Below are 18,808 nucleotides of genomic sequence, written 5' to 3' on the forward strand. Positions count from 1 at the left end.
ATCAATTAATAATTTTAGATGCCATAGTGCAAAGCGCAAGCTTAAGCGGGGCAGCACTAAAGCTACATAAAACGCAGCCAGCGCTTACACTTGCTATTAAAAATCTAGAAGAAAAAATAGGTTTTGAGTTGCTAGACAGAAGTAAGTACCGATTACAGCTTACTGAAAAAGGGCGAATTTTCCACCGCGAGGCGCAGCAACTTCTGCATGCCAACGACGAGCTAGCGCAGCTTGCTAAAGAATTGGCACTCGGTAATGAACCCCAATTTAGAATTTGTTACGAACAACTTTGCCATACGCAGAGTTACAACGAGATCATAAGTAATACTTTTAGATTGTTTACCAGCACCGAATTTAGCTTAACAAGCGGGAAGCGCTTTATTTCGTTAGAGCAAGTAAATAGTGGGCAAGCCGAATTAGGCATTGGTCCGTGGTTTGATTTATTTCATGCGACAGGCGATTTAGAAAGCGTACCTATAGGCAGGCTCGATATTGGCATTGTCAGCGCTAAAGGCGTACTTCCCCAAAAGCTAACCTATAGTGAACTACAAACGTATCCGTGTTTAGCCATGTTTGAAAGTGATTTGAGTATCGACAGTGACAGACTATCTTACTCAAAAGGCTCCGCCATGATGAAAATTGATGATGTATCGACCTTAAAATCGTTTTTACTTTCAGGCGCAGGTTGGGCAATGATGAGCCTAGAACACTGCGCTCCTGAAATAAAAGCAGGCTTACTTCAAGAAATACACATAACTGACCGAGAGCATAAATTTAGCGCACAAATTAGAGCCTTTAGACAACATGCAGTGCACCACGGCCCTGTAGCGCGTACTATTTGGGAGCAATTTAAAGTACTTAGTGAGGCGTATTTAAATAAACGCTGATATTGATAAAGAAACACTTATTTATACTGTTATCGCAGGCATACCAATAGGTAAAGTAGCAAGCTACGGGCAAGTTGCAGCTCTTGCGGGCTACCCGCAAAACTCACGGTTGGTTGGGCGCTTATTAAAAATGATGCCAAACGACTCGGTTATACCCTGGCACAGGGTAGTGAATAGCCAAGGTAAAATATCATTCCTTGAAGGTAGCGAAAAATATCAAGAACAGCGCGAAAAGCTATTATCAGAAGGCGTACTGTTTAAAAACGACAAAGTGAATATGCGCGAGTGCCGGTGGCAGTAGAAGACAAGGAATGGCTTAATAATAGTATTTAAGCACTGTTACCAAACCAAGCATGTTGACCACTTTTTTATTTATGAAGTTTAGCAATACATATAAATAACCTGATATTTGAGCATTTAGTTTTATCTTCAATACAAGCCCCTTACTAACCGAAATTATCGATAAATGAAAAAGTTACAAAAAAGGGGCATATTTTCTACTTTCTAGCCATCAAAAATACAAAGAGATGAGCCTAAAACTCTTCCACACCTACTTATACCTGCGTTTTCATGCAATCCACTAAAAATAAAAGTTTGGCATACCACTTGAAGTAACAATCTGTCGGAGAAAATAATGAGCATACCCGTGGTGGTTCAAGAGCTCGCTTCAAAAGGTATCTCATATACAGCTAAGTAAAAAAATTCTTAAAGCTATAATAAAAGTGGCTAAGAACGTGTTTGAAGAACACGGTTTATGCTTATCGGTACGTTATTAATTATCGAAATGACCAAGCGTATATATTTAGTTTTGAGTGTGACAATTTTTAAAAACTTGATTTTAAGGACTAACCAAATATGACTGACCCTACTTTAGTTATTTTAATGTACTTTGTGATCCCTATTTGGCTTGTAGCTGGCATTGCGGATTGGTTTTGTCATCGACGTAGTAATATTTCTACAACAAGTGGTGCAAAAGAGTCGTTTATTCATCTATTAATGTTTGCCGAAGTGGGTATACCGTTAATTCTTGTTTTAATTTTTGAAGTTAATAGCTTGATTATTGCTATCAGTATCTTGTTGTTTTTTATTCATGAACTTACAGCAATGTGGGATGTAACTTACGCGGTAAGTAAACGTAGAGTGGGGCCAATAGAGCAGCATATACATAGCTTTTTAGAAATGATACCGCTGTTGGCTTTAGTATTAATTATTGCGCGGCACTGGGAGCAATTTACAGCATTATTTACTCCTGGGGGCTTTCCTCCTGAATTTACGCTCCAATTAAAAGAGTCACCTATACCAATAACTTACTTGATAACAGTGCTATTCATATCACTCGTGCTAGAGTTTATGCCTTATTTAGAAGAGTTCATTCGCGGTATACGTGCTAAAAAAGACAACGCATAAAACCAGTTTGATAAATAGATATAAAGCCTAAGTTGACTGCTTAAGCAGCTCTAGTTGTTTAAGCAGTTTGTTTATGCGAGCTTAAATAGGCTCACTCAACCTCGTACTAAGTCAAATAGTGCAGTGGGTAACTCAGGCTTTTAGGGTGTTTATAACCACGGTTTCACGAATACTTAGTGGATTTTGTTTAGATGTGATGCAAAAAGAGTAGGTAATAAAAGCGGCGTATACTCGCCGCTATTATGTTGTTTAACAATCATCTGTTGATGATTAAGGTAGATGTTGCCCACCTGTCACGCCCATTATTTCAGCGGTAATGTAACTTGACTCTTGCGAAGCTAAGTATACATATGTTGGGGCTAGCTCGGCAGGTTGGCCTGGTCTACCTAGTGGCACGTTATCACCAAATTCGGGAAGTTTTTTCGCCGGTTGGCCGCCACTTTGTTGTAGCGGAGTCCAAATTGGCCCTGGAGCAACACCATTAACCCGAATGCCTTTATCTATTACCATTTTTGCTAAACTTTTAGTAAAGCTAGTAATTGCGCCTTTAGTTGATGCGTAATCAAGAAGTCCAGCAGAAGGCTGGTAACATTGGATAGAGGTTGTGTTAATAATACTTGCCCCGGGTGGCATATGCTTTACTGCGGCCTTTGTTATCCAAAACATAGCAAATACGTTTGTTGCATATGTTTGGCAAAATTGCTCGGTAGATAAATCTTCTAACTCGGCGACAAATTGTTGCTTACCAGCATTATTAACTAGTATGTCAATTGACCCCAAGTATTCAACGCTTTGAGCGACAAGGCTGTTACAGAAATCTTCATCAGATATGTCACCTGCAATACCCCAAGCCTTGTTACCGCTGGCTTTTAGTATATCGAGTGTTTCTTTCGCATCGGTTTCTTCGCTGGGTAAGTAATTAATAACAACTTCCGCACCTTCTCTTGCAAATGCGATGGCTACGGCTCTTCCAATCCCAGAGTCGCCGCCTGTGATCAAAGCTTTACGGCCTTTTAACCTGTCGTGGCCCTCATAGGAGTCTTCGCCATGATCTGCTTTAGGTTTTAAAATTTCATCTAGCCCTGGGTCCGGTTGATTACTGTCTTTTTCGGTACGTCCCATCTGATATTGGCTTCTAGGATCTTGCATAGTAAATTGATTAGTTGGCATATCAAAGTCTCCTCAACGTAAAGTTTAAGTTCGATTAATTGCATGTAATCACAAAAAGCGTAATCTCAGACAGCACAGCAATGCTGTTACTTCTCTTTGCTTAGCATGAATTGGGTGATGTAAAAAACATAAGAGGCGTGTCTGGTTGTAAAATGTCGAAGCTAAAGAGCGACTAACTGATTTAGCACGAATAGCAATATTATAGTTAGCTTGTAATGCTCCCACTCTGTCTCTCCTTTAAAATTGACATTTTTAGCCATTTACGTACACCGCCTTCTTTATAAAAAGCAATAGATATGCCACAGAGGTGCTTTTTAAATATTAAGCTATGTTACTTATTTTAAAGTGTTTATATTTAAACTGGAGAAAATATAAGTGCGGATGACGGGTAAAAAGTGGATATTAGTACCGAAAATATTACACACCGTTCATTTAGCCAATCAAGTTGGGAAGGTACGTTTATGGCTACACTGATGGGCTTATAATTAAGCCAGAAAATAGCAGCACGTTAAAGTGTGTCGTTAAGTGATATGCTAATCCCCCCGAAAAATTATAGAAGCCAAATATAAAATTTTCACCTATCGCAAGTAAGCGTGGCACTCGAATTAAATTTTGCACTTTTCGACGTCAGCTTTTCTTTAGTTTAAAAAACAAACTGGAGTTTCAGGGTAATTGCAGTAAAACGTCAAGTAAGTTTGTTTAATACAAAATATTATTACTTTTTATCACTGTGCGTGCACCGTGCTTTTTTTATGAGGCGAAGACCACTTTACAGGTAGGTCTTACGAACACCGCAGAGCCTAGGTTGAAGATAAATCAATTAAAAAAGGAAGAATCTTGATTTCTTACATTACAGTTTTTGAGAGGCTACTCATGGCTGTGTGCCAAAGTTCGGCTCAGTGCCAGTGTAGGTCGGATAAGCGAAGCGCCATCTGACAAAGTAAAATACCTTATCAATTATTATTAATACTTTATGTTGTCGAGTGGCTGGAGAGTGCCAATAGCGGTCATTCACGCGTAACTCGTTTCTGCCCCTTTTCTATTTAGTAAAATAAATGACCATTAAAATATTTTAATAATTTTTCCTTAAATTTTAGATATGATAAGTGATTGGTATTTAAATGACATTAGTTTGATATTATATCCAAAAACAAATAAAACCGAGGTGTAGCTTGACTAGTTTTACATGGTTAAAATGGGGAATTCATAGTCCATTGACTCATCAATTCAAATACTATTCATATGTAGTGGTCGACTGATTATGGCTATTGAAAGAAAAGAAAACGATACATTTTCAGGTGGATTGAATTGCCAATTCAACGCTACAGTTGGTCACAATGGTAGTGGTACTGCTGAAGGTGAACCACGATCAAATATCGACTACGTGAATGGATTCTCAAGTGCAACGTTGAAATTGATTGATGTAGCAATAGAAAGCCAAGAAGTATACCTAAGCCTCGATTACCTGATTTACCCTATCTGCTTCAATATGCGTCATGCGGTCGAATTGCAGCTAAAGAAAGTTTGGAAAGATCTCGAAGACCTCTCTGTGTATCGCCAAGTTGTTTTAACAGATCATCGAGATGAAAAAATCAGGTTAGATCCAAGCAAACGAGGAAAACTAGAACCATTCCCTGCTATTGAAGAAGCCTCTACTCATGATTTGTCGAAAATTTGGGCTCTTATTGAAGAATACGCACCATTAATAGATCGTCGATTTGTAAAATTCATTGAGCTACTAACACCATTTATAAGTGACATTGCAGCTATTGACCCGATAGGACAAACTTTTCGATATCCTGCCTGCAACACCAGCCAAGTTCACCTAGTAGATACACCTATAATCAATATTAAAATCCTAAAGGTGAGATTTACTAACCTAATTGAAATTCTTCGGTATTTAGAAGATACAAGTGAACAAATGAAATACGAGTATAGCTGGGCAACAACTACTAAAAACCTTTCCCACTACGACTTAATTCAATGTGCTCACCACTTTGCTAGCTTTATAGATTGTGGAACACCATATCCCATTGCAGCAAAAGAAAGCACCCAAAGTACATATAGCATTGGCAGTAATGAGTACAGTAAGGTAGTAAAGATTGTTAGCAAAAACAAAGCGATTAATAATGTTATTGGTAATGATAATCTCCCTGATTATTTAGATTTTGATTCGATATGTACTTTGTTAGATCAATTAGACAAAGTATATTCAATAGATGAGTATCGTGAACAGCACACAAAAGAACCAACTTGGTCTGTATTTGACTTTAGTTCGTTTTCTGGTGAAGACATGATGAAAGAAATGACCATAAAACGTGATGCGATTAAAGATCTTTCAACAACTCTTTCTAAAGAACAAATAGCAGAGATTTTCGCTTTATATGAGTTCTACAAACAACATTGCTATTTTGAGATTTTTCAAAAATTACTTGAAGAAAATATCGGAGAATTGACTTCATATAAAAAGAAAGATCAAGAACAAGATTACATTGATTTCATCTATCATTTTTTCGAGAAAACGAACCTACTTAAGAACATGCTTTCAAGTATGTACATGCTTAATATGAAAGTGTTAGTAAATCAGATTGTTGAAAAATATCAACTTTCAGAAGTTAGATGGTACAAAAAACTGATCTCTGGAGTGATAAAAGATGGGCTTTCAGAGTATTGCCAATTCAATTCAAAAATAGAAAAACTAAATGAAATAACCAATGAATGTAGAGCAGCAATTAAAGTAATGCGATTACCAGGGTGATTATTCTGACCTAGTTATGAGGGTTGTTAATAAGTTAGTTAGAATACTTCAGCTTATCTGAATGGATAATATAAGAGCGTAACTCGTTTCTGCCCCAAAATGTTTTAGCTCAAAGAAAGGGTTAGGCTCTGGCAAATTTTTTGGGCTACTTGGATTTATTAATAAACATCAGAAATGAACTTCGCTAGCTACCGTTCAATACAAAGCGAATACACATTTAAATTGCATTCACTTTCAGAGGCTTCCGTGGTACATTCGATTAGTTAGAGTACATTGGCATGAAGGCGGTAACGGCATCTGCTTGGCCTATAGCGTAGAAACACCATCGCAAATAAGCATAGAGTTAGAGGCATGTATACTTGGAAGTTCAAATCTTCCTGAAACAACAACCATCCGTAAGGATATAACAACAGTTCTGAAAACACCAACTAAGAGGAATAAGCCTATGAATAATAGTCTGAAAACTAAAGTGTTGCGTTGGGTCAAGGCTACCGTTATTGCTGTTTCAATGGGGTTATCTGGTTCACCCAGCCTTCAACCCAATGTACTTTAATTTACACCAGTTAAATTAATTCTTCGGTTCATCTTTTCTCTTTAGTTCAGCTCATCTCTTATTAAAACTGTTTCGTGCTATGTCAGCCTGTTCGGACTGAAACATTTCTTTGCCCCAAAGTGTGTTACGGCATTAAACACGAAATCAGATAATCGGCTCATCTAGACATACAAGAAGTAATGCTTGTCAAAATATATGGTTTGATTCCATTTACGCATATGAATCTAGACAAATTAATTGGTCGGTAATAAACCGATTATTGACAGCTATCTTGAAAAATACCGTAATGAATAGATGTTTATAAGGTACTATGTCAAACTATAACAGTTAAGTGTTATATCAATTTTATTTTAAAGAAGACGTCCTATGGCCAGTTCAGAGCAATTAAAAGCATTGTTGCAGTCGCATCTAGAAAAGGATGACGACCGATTTATGTCTATTGCTTTGCAAGTCGCAGCACATGAAGCTCGTAGTGGTCATGGCAAACTTGCACAGGAGCTGCGAGATCTTGTTACAGTAGCTAAAAAGAAGTCTTCCGCAGATAAAAATGCCCCAATTTCAATTGCAAAAGGCGTTCAGGATGATAGTGGACTTCTTTTTGCATCTCAGCCGAAAAATAGGCTTGTTGACTTGATTGCAAAAGACGATTTGAAAGTGCGGCTTGAGCGATTGGTCAGAGAGCAAAAATTCATGACGAAATTAAAAACTCATGGATTGTCTCCTCGTCGAAAAGTGCTGCTGGTTGGCCCCCCTGGAACAGGTAAAACGTTTACTGCATCAATCTTGGCTGGAGAATTAGACTATCCTCTATTTCAAGTAAGGCTTGATGCGTTGATAACTAAGTTTATGGGTGAATCTTCTGCTAAGTTAAGACAAGTTTTCGATGCAATTAGCAATGTTCGAGGTGTGTATTTTTTTGATGAATTCGACGCTTTAGGCTCACAACGGAATTCTCAGAATGATGTGGGTGAAGCTCGCAGAATATTAAATAGCTTTCTTCAAATGATCGAACAGGATGAGTCTAATAGTTTAATCGTGTGCGCTACCAATCATATTGAAATCTTGGATAATGCGTTATTTAGAAGATTTGACGATGTTATCCGGTACGAATTGCCAGGAGATGACGAAATCATAACTTTGTTTAAAAACAGGCTTAAGCCATATGTAGCAAAGAGCTTTCCATGGAAAAAATTGCCAGAAATAGCTAAAGAATTGAGTAGTGCAGAGATCACTCGAGCTGCGGATGAATCAATCAAAGATATGCTGATAAATGGAACGGTGCGAATCACGTTAGCCACTGTTAAAGATGCTATCTTAGATCGAAAGAACATGAGAAAAGATTTGTTTTAAATTTATATAATGGATAGGAATAATGGAAGGAAAAAAACATTTATTTGTAGGAAAAAACGGGAAAGCACAGAAATATACCTATCCAAGAAAAGTCATAATATCGCCTACCATACCAAAAAGAGACCGAGCTGCTCACGGTACTAATCTTTCATCTCAGTTAACATTAGCAAAAGTTGCCGAAGAAGCTATCAGTGAAGAAATTGATAATATTGAGTTAGATACTCCTGTAGGAGTTCAACTGTCATTTGAAAGTTTCCCTGGTATTGAAATCACATTTGAAAAATTAGCTGATGTTCGAAGCGGAATAGAGCTACTGAGCGTAGTTCAAAAGGAAGACGGCATCTATGTGGCAAACGTGTTGGTACCGCTGGGGAAGTTTGGGGTTTTAGAGAAAAAAATTTCAGAATACTTAAATTCAAGTAAAGACAATAAATCAGGTCCTAAGCACGCGGTTCTTTTGAACTCAATTTCCACTATTCGTAATACTGTTATAGAAAATCTCTGGACAGATAATCCAGATCTATTTCCTACTTCCAATCAGGTAATTGATTGGTTTGAAATATGGTTACCTGTGGGTGATGATCGGGTTGCGGTAATTAATGATTTTAAAAAGCTTTGTGGTATTCATGAAATAATCGTATCAGATAGTACACTTGAATTTCCGGAAAGGACGGTATTACTTGTTAGGGCATCTTTAGATCAGTTAGCAAGTTCAGCTGCCCTTCTAAGTAAGATCTCTGAAATACGCAAATCAAAAACAACAGCTGAATTTTTTGATTCTCTGAATATAGAAGATCAGCGTCAATGGGTTGAGGAACTAATTGAAAGAATTGAATACAATTTTGATCATGATACCGTCCCATATATTTCTATATTAGATACTGGTGTAAATGTTGGTCACCCTCTTTTATCTGCCATTGGTAATCCTAATGATATGTTTGTTGTTGATCCTACTTGGGATAATGCTGATGAAAATGGTCATGGAACTGCAATGGCAGGGCTTTCTATCTGGGGGGATTTGACATCTGCTTTTGAGACGTCTGACCGAATAAATATCAATCACAAATTAGAATCTATTAAGCTTTTACGTTATCCCGGCGATAACAGAGATAAACACCTTGGGCAAGTGACTGCTTCTGGTATTTCGTTATCTGAGATCGAAAATTTTGATAGAAAACGAATTTATACACTTGCTCTATCTGCAAAAGATTCAAAAGATCGAGGTAAACCATCAGCATGGTCCTCAGAATTAGATGCACTGGCAGTTGACTATAGCGGAGAGAATTTATATCCACGGTTTTTTGTTGTTTGTGCTGGCAATACTGAAGGAAATTTAACCCAATTAAAAGAATACCCTCAATACAATGAGTTACAAGATATCCATGACCCTGGTCAGTCATGGAATGTTTTGACTGTTGGTGCATGCACTAATAAAACACAGATAACAGATGATGGTGGAGAAAATTATACTCCGCTTGCTCCCAATGGTGGTTTGAGTCCGTATAGTACCACATCTGTGACCTGGATGAACTCAATGCCTATTAAACCAGAGGTCGTTTTTGAAGGTGGAAATATGGGAGTTGATGATTACTCAGCGGCTTCTATGTTAAGTCTGCAGCTTTTGACGACTCATCATGATTTTAATACACGACCATTTTCAACATTTAATGCAACTAGTGCTGCAACCGCGTTAGCTGCAAAATTTGCCGCAGAGATAAGTGCATCATATCCTAATCTATGGCCAGAAACGGTAAGAGCTTTAATCGTTCATTCAGCGAACTGGACTGAAAGCATGCTCAGTCAATTCTCCTATCCTGGGAAAACAGCACGGCAACGAGCTCATCATTTAGCCAGATGTGTTGGTTACGGTGTTCCAAATCTCAGAAAAGCGTTGTGGAGTGCAAATAACTCGTTAGTAATGATTGTTGAGGATGAGCTACAACCGTTTGAAAGAATTAAAGGGAAAGAACCATCGACTAAAGATATGCATGTTCATGATATCCCTTGGCCGAAAGAACAGCTTTTGGAATTAGGTGATGTTTCAGTAAAAATGACTATCACTCTGTCTTACTTTATTGAACCTAATCCATCTAGCCGTAACATATCAAGCAAATATCGTTATCCAAGCCATCAACTGCGTTTTGATATAAAACGTCCGACAGAGTCAAAATCTGAATTTTTGAAACGCTTAAGTCGGGCAGCTAGAGCTGAAGAAGAAGGTTCGTCAACTCCTCCACCAGATCCTAACTGGCTATTGGGTGATTTTCGTAATAAAGGGTCTATTCATAAAGACATTTGGGAAGGTACTGCGGCTGATTTAGCTGAACGAGGCTTGTTAGCTGTTTATCCTGCAATGGGTTGGTGGCGAACTCGTAAAAAGTTGGAACGATATAATAAAAAAGCTCGCTATTCATTGATTGTGTCGATTGAAACACCATCAATCGATGTAGATTTATATACACCGGTGGAAACTGAAATCAGGAATAGGGCTGTTATTGAAAATGTGGTAACTGTAGAAAATTAGTTAACGCCAAATATGGTCAATAAAAACTGACCATTATTTCGCCGTTTCAATATAAATTTTGATCTAAAATTCGTTTAATTAATCCATGTTACTAGCTCATTTATGTCCAAATCCTAATCAGTAATACATCCACTATCCTCATAGTGACTTTTAAATAGGAGGTCACTATGAAACCAGAACTAAATCTCAATGCTACTGGTGTGAAACGTCCTTTCAAGCTTGAAGAGATTTGGCGTATTCGCACTCGAATTGAAATTCAAAACAACTTGATGCAATTAGCTTTACTTAATTTGGCTATAGATAGCAAGCTAAGATCATGTGACTTACTCTCTTTAAAAGTTCGAGACGTCACTACTCTCGATCAAGTATTTGAAAGGGTTCAATTAACGCAGAAGAAAACTGGGATCGAAGTTCAATTTGAGATAACTCCGAGAACACAACAAAGTATTATCCATTGGATTCAAGAAGTTAAATTGCAACCCAGTGATTATTTGTTTCGGAGTATACGTCGCTCTAATCAACCAATAAGCTATTCATATTACAGGTCTATCATCAGGAGCTGGGCTGAGCAATTAGGACTTGATTCTGACCTTTATGGAACTCACTCAATGCGAAGAACCAAAGCGACTTTGGTTTATGCTCGAACCAAAAATATACGTGCCATTCAGTTACTACTTGGTCATACAAAAATTGATAACACCATCAGATATTTGGGAATAGAGATTGAAGACGCCATTAAAATATCGAGAGAAACCGATTGTTGATTTAGCGCAGGCAGTGTTCTTATGCTGCCTTTGCCCCATTCCTTCTTAGAAAAGCCACGTTCTTTCTCAGGCTGATCAAAGTTCGCGGCCTGATGTAGTCGTTGAGAAAATTAAGGAATAAGCGAAAAAGGAATCAGTGGCGCCTTATCGATTTCCCTCAACTTGTTTCACTCTTTCAAGAGCATCTTACACTGAAAGCGATGGCGAGGCGTTACCGACTATTTTCTCCTCTTCCTGTTTTTGTTGACTACCGTTTTTTTCCTGATCTTTTACAATTGCCCTAGCCGACTTCGCACTTATTGGTACCCGGGTTTTACAGTCTTCGTAGAGTTTCACAAGCGTTGGAATTTCCTCTTTTTCGTACTTGTTTCCTCTCGCAGAATTTTTTGTCATCAGAAGGGCTGTAACTTCATGATCTACACCTGCTTTATCCAGCGCAGCGACACGATTCACAACGCTGCCAGCTTTGGTAGTTGCTGACATAATAGCTTCGATACTATCTGTCGCTTTATCGGCAGCTTTCTCGATAACTTTTTGAACTTTGTTTTTTTCTTTAGTCATATCCTGTTTCCTTGTATTGTTTTATAATTTCATTAAGTTGTCATATTGAGGAGCGGTTAAGGTGATACGAAATAGTGCTCTCAATCGACATGGTTAGATTACTTCAAGATCAGTCGCCAAAAAGCCGAAAAAATTAATAAGCGGGATATTTATGAAAAAAACAAGCAAGGAAAAGCTGGAGATTACAAACAAGGATTCTCTCCGTAGAAGACATGCTGGGAACTACATACCTATAGATAACGGAGAATGTTATCTTCTCCCGTATGAGGTTCACCTACGTAAACAGCCGCTTGAGTTTTTTGAGCAACTATCAGACTATGACTTCCTAAAGTCCTCAGCTACTGGCGCGGCATTGACTTTCGCCGGTTTGCAGGAAGAGCTACGTTGCTTGGAAAATCGAGAATCTGGAATTGGCTTTTGGAAAAACTTCAATGAATCAGCACTAAATAGGTATTTAAATCCGATTCTGGGCAGAACCGAAAAGAATCAAGGCTGGAAGCAGGTGTATATAAAGAAGAGCAAAGAGGCTGACGCTGACAAGCCACACCATGACGATATGCTAAGGTGCATTTATTTATTTGCTCACTTGCATAAAGCTAGTCCTAGCTTCATTCGCCAGTTGGCCTTAGAGAATGATGCCTGGTCAACAGACCTCAGAGTCTATTACCCTCGAAAAGACTTTTCTTTTAGTGAAGAATACGCAGGGTACCTCTCAGAGCTTTATGCAAACATGTTATTCCAACAGCCAGAAAATATTCGAAGGCTTATAAAATGCCTAGATGTTTGCATTGAAAAATTAATTCAACACGCAGACTCTGATTGGATTACTCATTTCCTGAAGCATCGTTCGGAAGATACAGACCCTCCAAGCCTGAAGATATTGAAGTACAATCAGATTGCATCAATCACACACTTCTCTGAGTTAAACAAGTACTTACAAGACAAGATTACTGGCCCGTTCGCCCAGAACTCATTTGCCAAGTTGGAAGCCAATGAAAAGAATCCGTCTGGCCTTCAAATTGCTGCCACTGCACAACAGTATAAACTGGTGGCCGCTTTATGCATGAGGATACCATTGCCAAGTCCATTGCGAGAGATAAATGGGAGTTGGGTGTCCGAAGGAACAGACCCTATCGCATACCAAGACATGAAACTATGCATTAATGCCGTGGCAAATGCCCTTGCCGCGGATGCCCTCAACCAACTTAAGATAGAAAGTGATGGCACCAAGAGCGGGAAACGCGACACGTCTATCTCTGCAGCAGTCAAGAAGCTGGCAGAACAGAACCCTCAATCCATTGAAGAGGCTTTGAGGATCGGATCCCCTGACTTTGCCAGCGTCCCTGAGTTGTATTCATTCTACCTGCGAAAACGCAGTGAATATGCTATAGCTAAAGCACGTAGTCCTGAAGGTTTAAAAGCGTCGGTTTTACCTAACATGCCTCCAACACCAAAGGCAGTGATTAAGTCGATGCAGCAGAATCCGAACATAAGAAGAGTTTTGGACTACATTAGGGGAAACAATTTGAATCAGATTAGCTCGGATATTGAAAAGCTAGAGTTTGACTTAATGATGAGTTGTCTTAAGGAAAAGGGTTATTCAAAAGTAGGGCTAATTTACCAGTATGTTCTCCAATCGCTGCCCCCGAGGGTATAACAACTAAGTTACCGATTTCAAACAGACGCTCCTCAACGTCTTATAATTTAACGTATTAAAAAGAGTCATAAGTGTCAGCATCCTAACAGGTAGGTTGTCATTTCTAAATTGAAAATGCCCCTTTATTGGTTAGAACAAACATTTCTCCTCATTTAATTAACTCGTCATTTGACCAAATTTTGTTTATGCATGAAATGTGTCTACTGAATCGGGGGAACATCTATTTGAAGTCGGAAAATTATGTAAAGTAATTCAAATACTTATCATTGTTTGCATTTAGTGCGATAATACCCGTAAATTTAATGGTGGTGTTGGTATGACAATAGGTAAGAAAATCGAACATCTTCGTACTGGTGAGTTGGTTCTGCATTGCGTTCAGGTCGAAGTGTTTCAAATAATTGATGATGGGCTCAAAATGTCGGGCCACGGCACTATTAAGGTTAACAATGCTGGGACAATCTACATGGAGTTCATTTGCACCACTAGTGAGAATGTACCTCATAAGTTGTTTAGTGAAAGACTACCTAAAGACCCGTTAAACAAAGAGCACCAGTTGTATCTCCGCGCTAAAACAATAAGCGGCGACGTGTATGTGTCTGACGGTTTCTCTATCCAAATCAATATGAACTCATCGAACCCACCAGTCCATCACTACATCTTCTTATCGTCGGTTAATTGCTGTTCTACCGCTGAGCCGCATCAATCAAAAGATGGTAATTACCTTTACTTTGAATTTGCAGAGCATTTCAACATCCCTGCTAACAAGGCTAATTCAGTGGTTTCTAGCCTTGGTCTTGAGTCACTCAGCCGGGATCAGACAGTACTGGAAATGGATGGTTATTCAATATCTATGGTCAAAAAACTAAACTACACAGAAGTGCGTGTAACGGGATGTTTTGACCCTGACGAACTCTTGCAATGTTTGAAGTTTTATATTGGGTTTTCTAGCGCATCTATGCCTCAGTTTGTTTATATGCTGAAGCGCATGGGTGAAAACAAACAAGAGATCATTTCCAGTATAGTTAACAAACAAAAGCTCCAGCTGGCATCTAGCCCAATGGTCGGAAGTATTGGTGATAAAAAGTACAGAGACTCTGTTTACCACTACAAGTTACTAGACAATATAATCAGTCTGCGCAAGAAGAACCCTAGGCAATTTGAGAGTATGTATTCTCAATGGGAGAGGGTGTGGTATTCATTTCAATCAAAGAATAGCATTATGATTCTAACCCTATCGGTCGCTATCGAAGGGCTGTTAAATGATATCTGTATCCCTGCTATCAAGGTAAAACAAAATAACTTAGAGTTGGAAGCTGAGATAAAGAAGGTCAAGCGACAGATTAAAACGCTTGAGCTAACCGATGACCAACGCAGTCGAATTCTGGGTAGCGTGAGTTACTGGAAGAATATTACAGCAGCTAAAGCTCTAGATTACTTAATTGAACAGGATGTAATAACAAGTGCAGATAAGAAGTTGTGGCAAGAGCTTCGTAATGAAAGTGCTCATCCTAAGGTCCGAGAAGATAATTTGGCTAAAGAAAGACTGGAACGTGAGAAAGTATCGTCCTGCTTAAACTTATTCCACAAAATCGTGTTAAATACATTGGCGTTTTCTGGGCCTATTTGGATCTTACAAGCAGGTAAGGAGCCTGTTTGTGCAGAGTTGATCCATACCGAAATCTTAAATTGATGTGCACTGATTAACTTGCTTTGTCAAATTGTTGAATGGATTCCTAGGCCTCAATGATAGGTATTATACGGCGTTGAATTACTAACAAAAGATTGGACAGCCATAACTTCCAATGTCAAAAGTTGAGATACTTTTTCTCATCTAAGTCACTCGGGATAGACCAGATACTCTAACGTGTTTTTGTCCAAAAACGAGTTTATCTGACCGTCTGCTTCTCGCTCAAACCAGACCATATTAATTGGCTATACCAGCTCAATAAACATAATTACTAATTGAAATATAATGACAAACACACCCAGCAATAACAAATAAGTGCCAGATAGCGTGGCTAAATTGGGTGCTTTTAGCGCTGTAAAATAATGTACCTAAACTATAAAAAATACCGCCGGCAAGTAGCCAGTAAAGTGCTTTTACATCAACACTTGAATAAAGCGGATATACAATAGCCAGTGCAAACCAGCCCATGAGTAAGTAGGTGGCGAGTGATATTTTTTTATTACCGTTTTTTACAAATACTTTGTACGCAACGCCCGCCAGTGCAACACTCCAAATAAATGTAAGTGTTGCCCATGACCAAGCACCGGTTAATGAGATTAATAAAAAGGGAGTGTAGGTGCCAGCAATTAATAAGTATATGGCGCAGTGATCGCACTTTTTATAAAAGGCTCTTAAGCGCGGTTGAATACTCGCGTGGTACAAAGTGGATGACAAAAACAGCACAAATAAGCTGCTGCCATAAATTGCAGTACTAACATACGCTTTAGTGCTGGTGGCTTGGCTAAATAAATCCCACATAACACACGCGGCAAATATAATACCGAGTGCATGGCTGATTACGTTTAATTTCTCTTCTTTACGGGAATAAGGCGCTTCTAACGACATAACTGTTCCTACCACTATTGGAATTAATTTCAGTGTACAACTGTACGCTGAAAGTTTCAATCTTAGCTGTGAGTAATTCTAAATAACTTTATTTGATACGCTACTTTAGCTTTTACTTGATTTTAAAGAGAATTAATTCACTATGTTGGTGTCTAGTGTAATACATATTACGAGCTGAAATAACCATGAAACAAGATCTAAAAGCTGCTTTACTTACCGCCATTGTTTATCCTGGAGCGGGGCATTTTTCTTTAAAAAAACACCTTATAGGCGCTATTTTTGCGGGTGTATTCTCTGTTCTTTTAATTTTAACCTTTCAAGATATATTTGCGATTGCACAGTGTACTGCAAATGAAATTGTAAACGGAAAAATACCCATGTCGGTTACGGCCATTTTAAAAGCCGCGCAACAACCTTCTGACGCCTGCGCTCAACTCGCTGAATATAAGTATGTACCTTTAATGATTATAATTTGGGTGCTGAGTATGCTGGATGCATATCGTTTGGGCAGAAAAGCGCTGCCTACTAAAAAATAAGCCAGTTAATCAGAACTCGGTTTGGTTGGCTTATTAATATTTACTCTGATATTTAGCTATTATTGATGGCGGTAATAATTATTACCGCTTTTTCCATTTTTATACATATTTTTTGTAACCGAGATTTTTGCCTGCACCATGTAAACATCGTGTAAATACCTGTATATACCCAGTAAAATCCTCAAACCTCGTTAAATTGCTCACTTGTTGATACTTAGTTAATTAAAACCCTTCTCCTTGTTCCTTTTTATTCGTTTAATGTTAATAAATGATACTTTTTGCTCGCCAAATTAACTTTGTTTAACTGTTAAGTATTGGTTTTGTGTCAATTTATTACATCAAGCAATGATGACTGATAATTTCAATTTAAGGAAATACGATGAATAACAGTTCAAATAATCATAAAAGAAAGGATTTTAAAGTGGCGAGCTTATCGTTAGCTTTATTATTAGGGTGCTCAACGATGGCCAATGCCGCTGTTGAGAAGTTAACGGTGAGTGGGAACCAAATTCTTGCGGGTGGAGAAAACACAAGCTTTGCAGGACCTAGCCTATTTTGGAGTAATACGGGGTGGGGCGCTGAAAAATTTTACACAGCAGAAACAGTAGCAAAGGCAAAAACTGAATTTAATGCAACATTAATTCGTGCAGCTATTGGCCATGGTACGAGTACCGGTGGTAGTTTGAACTTTGATTGGGAGGGCAATATGAGCCGTCTTGATACTGTTGTAAACGCAGCTATTAGCGAAGATATGTACGTTATTATTGATTTTCATAGCCATGAAGCACATACCGATCAAGCAACTGCAATTCGCTTTTTTGAAAACGTAGCGACCAAATATGGGCAGTACGACAATGTTATTTATGAAATTTATAATGAGCCGTTACAAATTTCGTGGGTTAACGATATTAAGCCTTACGCAGAAACAGTTATTGATAAAATTAGAGCAATCGACCCTGATAACTTAATTGTGGTTGGTACGCCTACGTGGTCACAAGATGTGGATGTGGCATCACAAAACCCGATAGATCGCGCCAATATTGCTTACACTCTGCATTTTTATGCTGGCACGCATGGTCAATCGTATCGAAATAAAGCACAAACTGCACTCGATAACGGCATTGCACTATTCGCCACAGAGGGGGTACAGTTAATGCTGATGGCAATGGTGGTGTTAATATTAATGAAACCGATGCATGGATGGCATTTTTTAAAACAAACAATATTAGCCACGCTAACTGGGCTTTAAACGATAAAAACGAAGGTGCATCGTTATTTACTCCAGGCGGTAGTTGGAATTCACTAACCGCTTCAGGCACTAAAGTTAAAGAGATCATTAAAGGTTGGGGTGGTAGTACGGTTGCTTTAGACTCTGATGGCGATGGTATAAGTGATAGTAACGATCAGTGCGATAACACTCCCGCAGGTACAACGGTTGATAGTATTGGTTGTGCAGTAATTGACAGCGATGGTGATGGTATTAGCGATAGTGTTGATCAATGCCCTAATACACCTGCAGGTGAAACTATTAATAATGTAGGTTGCGTTGTTGAAGTAGTTGAACCACAAAGCGATGTGGATAACGATGGTGTGAATGATGATATTGATCAGTGCCCAGATACACCCACTGGTACAAGTGTTGATACAAATGGATGCAGTGTTGTGAGTTCAACCGATTGTAATGGTATTAATACATACCCTAATTGGGTGAACAAAGATTACTCAGGTGGTCCGTTTACTCACAATAACACCGACGATAAAATGCAATATCAAGGCAATGCATACAGCGCAAATTGGTATACAAATAGCCTTCCAGGAAGTGTGTGATTCATAGACATCATTTCACTTTTCGTAGTTGAAGATCACGCTGATAATTCGATAACTGAATGCGTTCATTTTCAGTTTCGTAGTTAGCGTGAACGTCTTCCCAAAGCGGTGTTTTTTCAAGCCGTTCACATACAACATCCATTGGAGTTTTACCTTTGAATGAGCCGTGAGCGCGTTGCCAATTGTAGTAATGCTGCCACTCAGGTAACGTTTCATTTTTGAGTTCGTCCAAATCCAAATTA

Annotated in this window: 13 protein-coding genes and 2 pseudogenes; 11 read left to right on the top strand and 4 right to left on the bottom strand. The window is 38.6% G+C overall.

Translation table 11 applies throughout. The features are described 5' to 3' along the window. The 3 genes from H5072_RS01275 to H5072_RS01285 all read left to right on the top strand — a co-directional run. Positions 1-887 (top strand): LysR family transcriptional regulator (locus H5072_RS01275; protein WP_220488479.1); only part of this gene is annotated, 887 nt, incomplete at its 5' end. Continuing rightward, on the top strand, positions 877-1,188 hold the full coding sequence (locus H5072_RS01280; protein WP_165724065.1) for an MGMT family protein: 312 nt from the start codon (positions 877-879) through the stop codon (positions 1,186-1,188). The genes H5072_RS01275 and H5072_RS01280, both read left to right, overlap by 11 nt. Before the next feature lie 554 nt (positions 1,189-1,742). Beyond that, positions 1,743-2,294 carry a hypothetical protein gene (locus tag H5072_RS01285; protein WP_029753163.1) on the top strand — a complete coding sequence of 184 codons (552 nt, stop codon included), beginning with the start codon at positions 1,743-1,745 and terminating at the stop codon, positions 2,292-2,294. 270 nt (positions 2,295-2,564) lie between these two features. Here H5072_RS01285 and H5072_RS01290 read toward each other — a convergent pair whose 3' ends face one another. Then, the gene (locus H5072_RS01290; protein WP_165724068.1) at positions 2,565-3,464 is read right to left on the bottom strand and encodes an SDR family oxidoreductase; all 900 of its coding nucleotides are present in this window, start codon (positions 3,462-3,464) and stop codon (positions 2,565-2,567) included. A gap of 1,261 nt (positions 3,465-4,725) precedes the next feature. On the opposite strand from H5072_RS01290, the gene H5072_RS01295 reads away from it, so the two are divergent. The 4 genes from H5072_RS01295 to H5072_RS01310 all read left to right on the top strand — a co-directional run bounded on the left by H5072_RS01295 (position 4,726) and on the right by H5072_RS01310 (position 11,413). Then, a complete protein-coding gene (locus tag H5072_RS01295) occupies positions 4,726-6,222 on the top strand; it encodes a transcriptional regulator (protein ID WP_182692438.1) in 1,497 nt (498 codons plus the stop codon). 919 nt (positions 6,223-7,141) lie between these two features. Next, positions 7,142-8,125 (top strand): AAA family ATPase, encoded by a 984-nt coding sequence (locus H5072_RS01300; RefSeq protein WP_182692439.1) that lies wholly within the window; start codon positions 7,142-7,144, stop codon positions 8,123-8,125. 22 nt (positions 8,126-8,147) lie between these two features. Continuing rightward, the gene (locus H5072_RS01305; protein ID WP_182692440.1) at positions 8,148-10,649 is read left to right on the top strand and encodes a S8 family peptidase; all 2,502 of its coding nucleotides are present in this window, start codon (positions 8,148-8,150) and stop codon (positions 10,647-10,649) included. A 167-nt stretch (positions 10,650-10,816) separates the two neighbouring features. Then, a complete protein-coding gene (locus tag H5072_RS01310; protein ID WP_182692441.1) occupies positions 10,817-11,413 on the top strand; it encodes a tyrosine-type recombinase/integrase in 597 nt (198 codons plus the stop codon). A 186-nt stretch (positions 11,414-11,599) separates the two neighbouring features. On the opposite strand, the gene H5072_RS01315 is transcribed toward H5072_RS01310, so the two are convergent. Further along, complete coding sequence (locus H5072_RS01315; protein ID WP_182692442.1) at positions 11,600-11,974, bottom strand: hypothetical protein; 375 nt, start codon at positions 11,972-11,974, stop codon at positions 11,600-11,602. A gap of 151 nt (positions 11,975-12,125) precedes the next feature. Between H5072_RS01315 and H5072_RS01320 the strand changes: the two genes are divergently transcribed. Together H5072_RS01320 and H5072_RS01325 are read left to right on the top strand one after the other, a co-directional pair. Further along, on the top strand, positions 12,126-13,631 hold the full coding sequence (locus tag H5072_RS01320; protein WP_182692443.1) for a hypothetical protein: 1,506 nt from the start codon (positions 12,126-12,128) through the stop codon (positions 13,629-13,631). A gap of 316 nt (positions 13,632-13,947) precedes the next feature. Then, entirely contained in the window at positions 13,948-15,321 is a 1,374-nt protein-coding gene (locus tag H5072_RS01325) for a hypothetical protein (protein WP_182692444.1), read from the top strand. 252 nt (positions 15,322-15,573) lie between these two features. Here the strand turns inward: H5072_RS01325 and H5072_RS01330 are convergent, their stop codons facing one another. After that, complete coding sequence (locus H5072_RS01330) at positions 15,574-16,203, bottom strand: hemolysin III family protein (protein ID WP_182692445.1); 630 nt, start codon at positions 16,201-16,203, stop codon at positions 15,574-15,576. Between the two features lie 185 nt (positions 16,204-16,388). On the opposite strand from H5072_RS01330, the gene H5072_RS01335 reads away from it, so the two are divergent. Next, the gene (locus H5072_RS01335) at positions 16,389-16,739 is read left to right on the top strand and encodes a hypothetical protein (RefSeq protein ID WP_182692446.1); all 351 of its coding nucleotides are present in this window, start codon (positions 16,389-16,391) and stop codon (positions 16,737-16,739) included. A gap of 379 nt (positions 16,740-17,118) precedes the next feature. Continuing rightward, a pseudogene (locus H5072_RS21445) lies at positions 17,119-18,566 on the top strand (cellulase family glycosylhydrolase). Between the two features lie 10 nt (positions 18,567-18,576). Here the strand turns inward: H5072_RS21445 and H5072_RS01345 are convergent. Next, a pseudogene (locus H5072_RS01345) lies at positions 18,577-18,808 on the bottom strand (IS481 family transposase); the annotation flags it as partial.

The sequence above is a fragment of the Pseudoalteromonas sp. SR45-5 genome, assembly GCF_014163565.1.
GTDB classification, from domain to species: domain Bacteria; phylum Pseudomonadota; class Gammaproteobacteria; order Enterobacterales; family Alteromonadaceae; genus Pseudoalteromonas; species Pseudoalteromonas distincta.

Bases quoted from the DNA above. Each gene is read 5' to 3' on its own strand.
- H5072_RS01285 (WP_029753163.1), top strand. From the start codon at position 1,743: ATGACTGACCCTACTTTAGTTATTTTAATGTACTTTGTGATCCCTATT.
- H5072_RS01290 (WP_165724068.1), bottom strand. From the start codon at position 3,464: ATGCCAACTAATCAATTTACTATGCAAGATCCTAGAAGCCAATATCAG.
- H5072_RS01295 (WP_182692438.1), top strand. From the start codon at position 4,726: ATGGCTATTGAAAGAAAAGAAAACGATACATTTTCAGGTGGATTGAAT.
- H5072_RS01300 (WP_182692439.1), top strand. From the start codon at position 7,142: ATGGCCAGTTCAGAGCAATTAAAAGCATTGTTGCAGTCGCATCTAGAA.
- H5072_RS01305 (WP_182692440.1), top strand. From the start codon at position 8,148: ATGGAAGGAAAAAAACATTTATTTGTAGGAAAAAACGGGAAAGCACAG.
- H5072_RS01310 (WP_182692441.1), top strand. From the start codon at position 10,817: ATGAAACCAGAACTAAATCTCAATGCTACTGGTGTGAAACGTCCTTTC.
- H5072_RS01315 (WP_182692442.1), bottom strand. From the start codon at position 11,974: ATGACTAAAGAAAAAAACAAAGTTCAAAAAGTTATCGAGAAAGCTGCC.
- H5072_RS01320 (WP_182692443.1), top strand. From the start codon at position 12,126: ATGAAAAAAACAAGCAAGGAAAAGCTGGAGATTACAAACAAGGATTCT.
- H5072_RS01325 (WP_182692444.1), top strand. From the start codon at position 13,948: ATGACAATAGGTAAGAAAATCGAACATCTTCGTACTGGTGAGTTGGTT.
- H5072_RS01330 (WP_182692445.1), bottom strand. From the start codon at position 16,203: ATGTCGTTAGAAGCGCCTTATTCCCGTAAAGAAGAGAAATTAAACGTA.
- H5072_RS01335 (WP_182692446.1), top strand. From the start codon at position 16,389: ATGAAACAAGATCTAAAAGCTGCTTTACTTACCGCCATTGTTTATCCT.